This window comes from Candidatus Cryosericum odellii (assembly GCF_003570935.1).
GTDB classification, from domain to species: domain Bacteria; phylum Caldisericota; class Caldisericia; order Cryosericales; family Cryosericaceae; genus Cryosericum; species Cryosericum odellii.
Window position 1 is genome coordinate 1 of the sequence record NZ_QXIU01000210.1, and the last position, 6,804, is coordinate 6,804.

General features: G+C 59.3%; 6 protein-coding genes and 2 pseudogenes. All 8 read right to left on the bottom strand.

Features of this window, described 5'->3' with window-relative positions; translation table 11 throughout:
* Positions 1 to 353 (bottom strand): annotated as a pseudogene (locus SMC5_RS11155) (hypothetical protein); the annotation flags it as partial.
* A 338-nt stretch (positions 354 to 691) separates the two neighbouring features.
* Entirely contained in the window at positions 692 to 1,459 is a 768-nt protein-coding gene (locus SMC5_RS08525; RefSeq protein WP_119120366.1) for an asparagine synthetase B family protein, read from the bottom strand.
* 86 nt (positions 1,460 to 1,545) lie between these two features.
* Entirely contained in the window at positions 1,546 to 2,745 is a 1,200-nt protein-coding gene (locus SMC5_RS08530; protein WP_207799173.1) for a DegT/DnrJ/EryC1/StrS family aminotransferase, read from the bottom strand.
* Positions 2,742 to 3,491, bottom strand: coding sequence for an acyltransferase (locus SMC5_RS08535; RefSeq protein WP_119088161.1), 750 nt, complete (start codon positions 3,489 to 3,491; stop codon positions 2,742 to 2,744). Before SMC5_RS08535 ends, SMC5_RS08530 begins: the two co-directional genes overlap by 4 nt.
* Positions 3,481 to 4,545, bottom strand: coding sequence for a Gfo/Idh/MocA family protein (locus SMC5_RS08540; RefSeq protein ID WP_207799174.1), 1,065 nt, complete (start codon positions 4,543 to 4,545; stop codon positions 3,481 to 3,483). The genes SMC5_RS08535 and SMC5_RS08540 overlap by 11 nt, the downstream gene beginning before the upstream one ends.
* The gene (locus SMC5_RS08545) at positions 4,542 to 5,882 is read right to left on the bottom strand and encodes a UDP-glucose dehydrogenase family protein (RefSeq protein ID WP_165846689.1); all 1,341 of its coding nucleotides are present in this window, start codon (positions 5,880 to 5,882) and stop codon (positions 4,542 to 4,544) included. Before SMC5_RS08545 ends, SMC5_RS08540 begins: the two co-directional genes overlap by 4 nt.
* The gene (locus SMC5_RS08550) at positions 5,879 to 6,538 is read right to left on the bottom strand and encodes a tyrosine-protein phosphatase (protein ID WP_119088164.1); all 660 of its coding nucleotides are present in this window, start codon (positions 6,536 to 6,538) and stop codon (positions 5,879 to 5,881) included. The genes SMC5_RS08545 and SMC5_RS08550 overlap by 4 nt, the downstream gene beginning before the upstream one ends.
* Positions 6,535 to 6,804 (bottom strand): annotated as a pseudogene (locus tag SMC5_RS10815) (CpsD/CapB family tyrosine-protein kinase); the annotation flags it as partial. The pseudogene SMC5_RS10815 and the gene SMC5_RS08550, both read right to left, overlap by 4 nt.

Genomic DNA, 6,804 nt, shown 5'->3' on the forward strand with positions numbered 1-6,804 from the left:
TCGATACCTAGATCCGCTCCAATCTGGAAAGTAACGTTCTTCTGGAGTCTGCGGTTGAGTCGGAGCTCGGGTGGCACTCGCAACCAGAAGTCGATGATCCTCCTGTCCCAATAAGGTAACAACCAATCAAACCCGAACCAATCATAGACACGAACACTGTTGGCAATGAACTTCCCCTGTCGATTTCTCCAATCGAAAGCGTCAACCACGCTGCACGCTTCGACGACATCTACAACGCCCCCGGCAGGACAAAGCTCTTCTTGGAGCTGTTCAAAAAGGTCATTCGCTTCGGCCACCTGCAGCCCTGTCTGATGCAGGGTGGCTATAGCAAAACGGCGGTTCCAGAGTCCCATGTGTCGTTCGAACGTTATCTGTGCGATGTCGTCTGCCGTTNNCCGCTACCTGTCATCAGCCGCTCCTGCCACTGTAGCGGGATGTGGCCCCCAGATACCAAATCCATTGTGTGTCCCGGGATCAGGACCGACCCCGCGTCTATCCGACCGCCTGACGCAAGTTCACGCACAGCAACGAAGTCCCCTACGTGTGCTATTGACCGGAGCCCGCCCGCCCATGTTGCATAGTTGTTGTAGTCCCGTGAACTCAGAAACTGCCTCCATGTTTCGGTTCCATACTCCACGAAAAACCAGGGAACCCTCAGTGCGGCCGCTACCCGTTCAGATACTGTTGAGTCTTAGTTTCCACGACGGCCATACGAGAAAGCGACGACTTTCTCATAACCCAAACGCTTCAGCATCAGCAAGATCAGAGTAGAGTCATGGCCACCACTCAAGGGAATGACCGCTGTTCTGCCGTCAAGTTCAGTTATGATATCTTCAAACTCGTCGTTCAGAACCTCCGACCATGCACTGAACCAGTAATCGTCAGTGTGGCCGCCGTCAGGTCGCCACTCCCACGAAAACAAATCGTCCTGGGTGCTTGCCCAATAGGAGCCTTTGCATGTCAATACCACGCACTCTGCAGCCTGCAGGCAATGAACGCGCCTGCAGATGGTCGATGTTCCGAGCGTGAAGCCGGCGAGAAGCATCGCTAGCGACGCTTGTGAATCGATTTCGCTCAGGCAACCTGTTTCCTGTGCCAAAGCAACAGAATCATCACTTACTGTAAGCCTGGAGCCATCCAGAGTGTAATAGACTGGCATGGACGATACCATGTCGCTGACGAGTCTCACTACGCCTGGCTCGCGAGCGTCAAGGACAGCAAAAGACCCCGCCAGCTTGCCCATCAGAGAGCCAACAGCGCGGGGAGGCACCGATTCCACTAGCTTGGCCAACTCCAACGCGCCGATTCTCTTCCCATCTGCCACACCCTGTCCGCGCACGGCGACTCCATTCTGTACCTCCCAACGAGTGGAGCACAGCAGAACAACAGATGGGCTTGCCATCAATTCGACGCATCTGGGACGCCCATCGCTGGGGGTATTGACGAACAAAGGAGCCATGTTCAACTCGCCTCCCCAATCCCTGCAAGGCACGCATGCCCCCCCAAGTGAGCTGCGCAGTATCTCACCAGTGTGGCCATGCCGAGTCAGCCTAAAGGGGCTGTAGATGCGCTGTGCAGACAACCATTCGAAGTACACAGAGGTTGCTGGCATGAGAAGGAACACAGAACCTCGCCCACAGCATTTGTCGCCGACAACGACAGTGAATGTGACATCGGCAAACTCAGCACGCTCGGAACGACCGCGTCCACGTTCAGCGGTTCCTCTGGCAGTTCCTGTTTATCTGAGAAGCAGGGCTGGCGATGCAGGGGCTCTGGGTAATAGACCTGCGTCTGGATGCCGGCCTGCGCCAGTGCCTCCTGGATCGTTGCCCGTCGCTCCGCTGGGACCTTGATCGTGCACTGGTGATAGGTATGCCTGCACTCGGGCATCACGTATGGCACCTGGAGCCAGTCAAGAGTTGAGAGTTCCTTGTCGTAAGCAGCTGCCAACACGCGTTTGCGCTCGGTCCACTGGTCGACGTGTTTCAGCTTGACGCGAAGGATGGCGGCTTGCATAGCGTCTAGACGACTGTTGATGCCCAGTTCCTCATGGTGATACTTGCGGCGCGCACCATGGACACGGAGCATGCGAACATGCTCAGCCAGGTCATCGTCGTTGGTGGTCACCATGCCGCCGTCGCCATAGGCACCAAGATTTTTGGTGGGGAAAAAGCTGAAACACCCGATGTCCCCGATACCGCCCGATTGGTGCCCCTTGTAGGTGGACCCGAAGGATTGAGCACAGTCCTCCACAACCTTGAGATTGTACTTGCGCGCAAGCTCAAGCAATGGGTCCATGTCACAGCATTGACCATACAGGTGCACAGGGATGAGGGCCTTGACAGCAGGCGTGTAGGACGCTTCGAGGTACCGGCGCACGCTGCCGGGATCAAGGTCGAAGGTGCGAGGGTCGATATCACAGAACACCGGCGTCGCTCCGAGACGCACGACAGCGCTGGCAGTGGCAAAGAAACTGAACGGGGTCGTGATGACCTTGTCCCCAGGTCCAATGTCCAATGCCATGAGTGCGAGCAACAGCGCATCGGAACCGGATGCGACGCCTATGGTATGTCGGACGCCCAGATACCTTGCAACCTCATGCTCGAAGGCCTCGACCTCCTCACCCAAAATGAAGTGCCCACTCTCAACAACGCGATGGACTGCCTCATCAATTTCGTCCTTGATTTCGTGGTATTCGCCTACTAGATCGACCATCATAACCTGCTGTTCTTCCATGCTGCTCATTTCTTCTCCTCCTGGCTCTCCAGCAGTTGATCCTCCGGAACATCCCGGAACACACGCGCCGGATTGCCCGCCACAATGACCCGCGCAGGTACGTCGTGTGTCACAACAGACCCGCCAGCCACAACACCCTGCTCATCGACCGTTCGGCCGGGTAGAATCGTCGCGTTGACGCCGATGCGGCCGCCACGCTTTACCGTCACGCCTTTGAAGTGCTTGAAGCGCTCGCTACCCCGTGCCATGTAGTTGTCGTTGGAAGTGGCAACCATCGGAGCGACAAAGACGTCGTCCTCAAGTTCAGAGTACGCCGTGATGTAGGCGTTGGTCTCCAGTTTGCAGCGTTTGCCGATCGTGCAGCGGTTCTCGATGGAGACGCCGCGCCCAACAATAGTCTCCTCACCGATGGTGACCGCCTCACGTACCGTTGCCAGGTCAGCTACCATGACCCGCTGTCCAATGGAGGCCCCTGCGTACAGGATGCAGCCGCAACCGATCTGGACGTCATCACTGATCTCGCACGGCTGCTCGTCCGTGACGGGAGGCATGCCGGAGCGGACGCTGTGCATAGGTCTCCTGCCGATCACTGTGTTGTCTCCCACAGTGACATGACGGCCAAGGCGGCTGCCCGTGTGGATCACAACATTGTGCCCAAGAACACACCCATCGCCCACCGCGACATCGGCTTCTATGACAACATTGTCACCCAGGGCCACGTCTTGGGCTATGCGCGCGTCTGGACTAATCGACATGCGGTCCTCCGAGACGACTGTGGGGATAGGGCGTTCCCAGCTCCACCGGCATCCCCATCTCGATGGATTCGTACATAGCACTGACTAGTTCCAGAGCCTTGCGGCCCTCATCACCCTCCAGCATGTTCGGCTGTCCGGTCGCCAGCGATTGCAGGACCGACCGGAACAATGCTTCATGACCAAATCCATAGACGCTGTCCGGAATGTAACTCGCGTCCTGAACCTGCTTGTCTTCGGGCCGTTCATCCACAAAAGCCCACGTCCGCACCTGGTTGACGGCAAAGCCTGCAATCTCGACCTCGCCCTCCTTCCCCAGGACCGTGATCGATGCCTCCAGATCCCTTGGATTGGCACAGGTCGTCGCCTCAAAGGCACCAAGAGCGCCGGACGCAAACTGCCAGGTCGCCACTGCAGCGTCTTCGGCCTCCATGCGATGCAGGAAACGGCGCGATGCTGCGTAGACGGAAGCCACGGGTCCACCCAGCCACTGCATCATATCCACGTGGTGGATAGCCTGATTGGAAATGCACCCGCCATCCTGGGCCCAGGTGCCACGCCACGGCGCCTGATCGTAGTAGTCCTGCGCCCGATGCCACCGGACTCGCGACGTAATCATGAGAACACGTCCGAACCTGCCCTCGTCCAGTGCACGCTTGAGCATCTGAATCGGAGCGTTGAACCGGTTCTGCTTGACTGTGAACAGCCGGACGCCTGCTTCACGGGCAGTCGCGACCATGGCATCCGCGTCCGAGAGACGCAATGCTATGGGCTTCTCCACGATAACGTTGCAGCCAAACCTCTTCATGACATCGATAGCCACACCAGCGTGGTTGCCACTTTCGGTACAAACGTTCACGACATCCGGATGAAGCTCGCTCAGCATCGTTCCGTACGAGGTGTACCACGGCACGCCCCACTGCCTCCCTGTAGACTCTGCCTTGTCAGGAATCAGGTCGCAGACGGCTACGAGCTTCGCCCCCTCTACTTTCTCCAGTGCCTCGCAGTGCTTGCGAGAGATACGCCCGCATCCCACCAGGGCAACATCCATGCTCATGACGTCTTCCCCCCTTGTGGGGGCAGTCCGACCCAAAGCTTGCCGGGGTCCGGCCGGCCAACGCCCCAGTACTCCAGCCCTGCTTCGAGGACCAAGTCGGCATCCAGCGTATTGCGGCCGTCGACGATCAGTGTTCCCTTCATGACATGGGCAACCGATTTCCAGTCGACCGTAGCCCAGTCCGCCGCATCGTTGGCAATGACAACAGCATCGGCACCAGCAACACATGCTGCCAACGAACCCTGCATTGTAGTTACGACGTCACCTGGCAGCCGCGTGCGCACAACATATGTATCATATGAGCGAACCTCGGATCCTGCCGACAAGAGGCCACGAACGATGGGAAATGACCTGGTCTCGCGGGTATCATCCGTCCCGCCCTTGAAAGCAAGCCCTAGAACTGCGACCACCTTCCCCTGCAGCGACCCAAGCCGGCTCGCCAAATGGTCCAGCACGACCTTGTACTGGTGCTCGTTGACGGCCACGGCCGATGCCAGAACCCTGAAGTCATACCCAACACTGCGAGCAACGTGGAGCAGCCCCACCGTGTCTTTGGGAAAGCACGAACCTCCAAAGCCGATGCCCGGCTGCAGGAACTTGGATCCGATTCTGCTGTCAAGGCCTATTCCCTGCGTCACTGCATCCACGTCTGCTCCGAGACGTTCACACAGATTGGCCACCTCGTTGACAAAGGAAATCTTCGTCGCCAGAAAACAGTTGGCAACATATTTGATGGTCATGGCTGACACCGGATCGGTCACGACGACGGGTACGGCAAATGGCGCATACAATTCCAAGAGGCGGTTGCGCGCTTCCGCATCCGACACGCCGATGACGACACGCTCCGGATGCACGGTATCGGCTACCGCCATGCCCTGACGCAGGAATTCCGGGTTGACAGCAAAGACCATTTGCCGCGAGCCCGCCACGCTCCGCATCTCGACCTCAAGCGCAGCAAGTGCAGTTGGAGGTACCGTGCTTTTGATCACGATCACCGCGCCCGGCGATGCGCCGGCCGCTACCTGGCCCAATGCCAGGCGGACATATGTCAGATCCGGCTCCCCTCCATCACCTTCCGGCGTCCCGACAGCGATGAAGACCAGGTCTGAGTAGTCTCCAAGCGTTTCCAACGATGAATCGAAGCGAAGACGCCCAAGCTGGAGATTTCTGCGCAGCAGTGCCGCGAGTCCATTCTCGACAATCGGACACTGACCACTGCGCAGGGCCGCTACCTTGGCCACATCGGTGTCGACACACATGACGTCATGCCCCCGACTTGCCAGACAGACGCCGGTCGTGAGGCCGACGTATCCGGTTCCAATGACTGCAATCTTCACGATCCCCCCTTCAGAAGGCTCGCTCCCCACTTATTCCAGATGCTGCGTGGCGCTCGATGGGCCGCATCATGCGCATCTGTCGCTGTGCAAGCAACAAGGCCACGGTCCATCAGGTCTTGCGCGAGGTCGTCGCCTCTGCCACGGTCCAGACTCGACGCGTTGACCTGGGCAAGGCAGCCGTGCTGGACCCAGCGGTCCAGGACATGCCAGTCGCTGCGGACATACGCATAACGCTCGACATGGGCAAGGACGGGGATGATGCCCATCACCTGAAGGCGGAAGACGACATCATCGACATAGGTAGCCAGGTCCTCGTAGGGGAGCTCCAGCAAGAGGTGCGTGCCCCGGTCCGCAAGGGTCAGGACGTCGCCTGCCTTCACCCGGTCGGGGAGGTCGGGACAGATGAAGGCCTCGTTGCCGGGGAGAATGGTGAGAGGGATGGCGCGAGCGTTCAGTTCTGCCTGCAGGGCTGTGGCGGCCTGGCGCACCACTTCAGGGTCCGTCTCATGCTCGTCTGCGATCCAGTGGGGCGTGCCGATCATAGTGCCGATGCCGGCTGCCACGGCCAGACGCGCCATCGCGATGCTCGTGGCCATGTCCGGCGAGCCGTCGTCCAGCCCCGGCAGGATATGGCAGTGGATGTCGAGGGCGTTCATGAGCCGGGGGTCACTTCCTCGGGCGTGGAAGGTTCGGTGCCGGAGGTGCGGGCGTAGTAATAGTCGTTGACCCGGCGGCGGGCACGGTTGAGCACGACCCCCAGCAGGTTGGCGTGCGCCTCTTCCAGGACCTCCTGCGCATGGCGCACCTCGCCGCTGCGGGTACGGCCGGCCTGCACGACCAGGATGACACCGTCGGCCAGGGACGAGGCAACGACCGCGTCGGTGACGGGGACGATGGGCGGGGGGTCCATGATGATCATGTC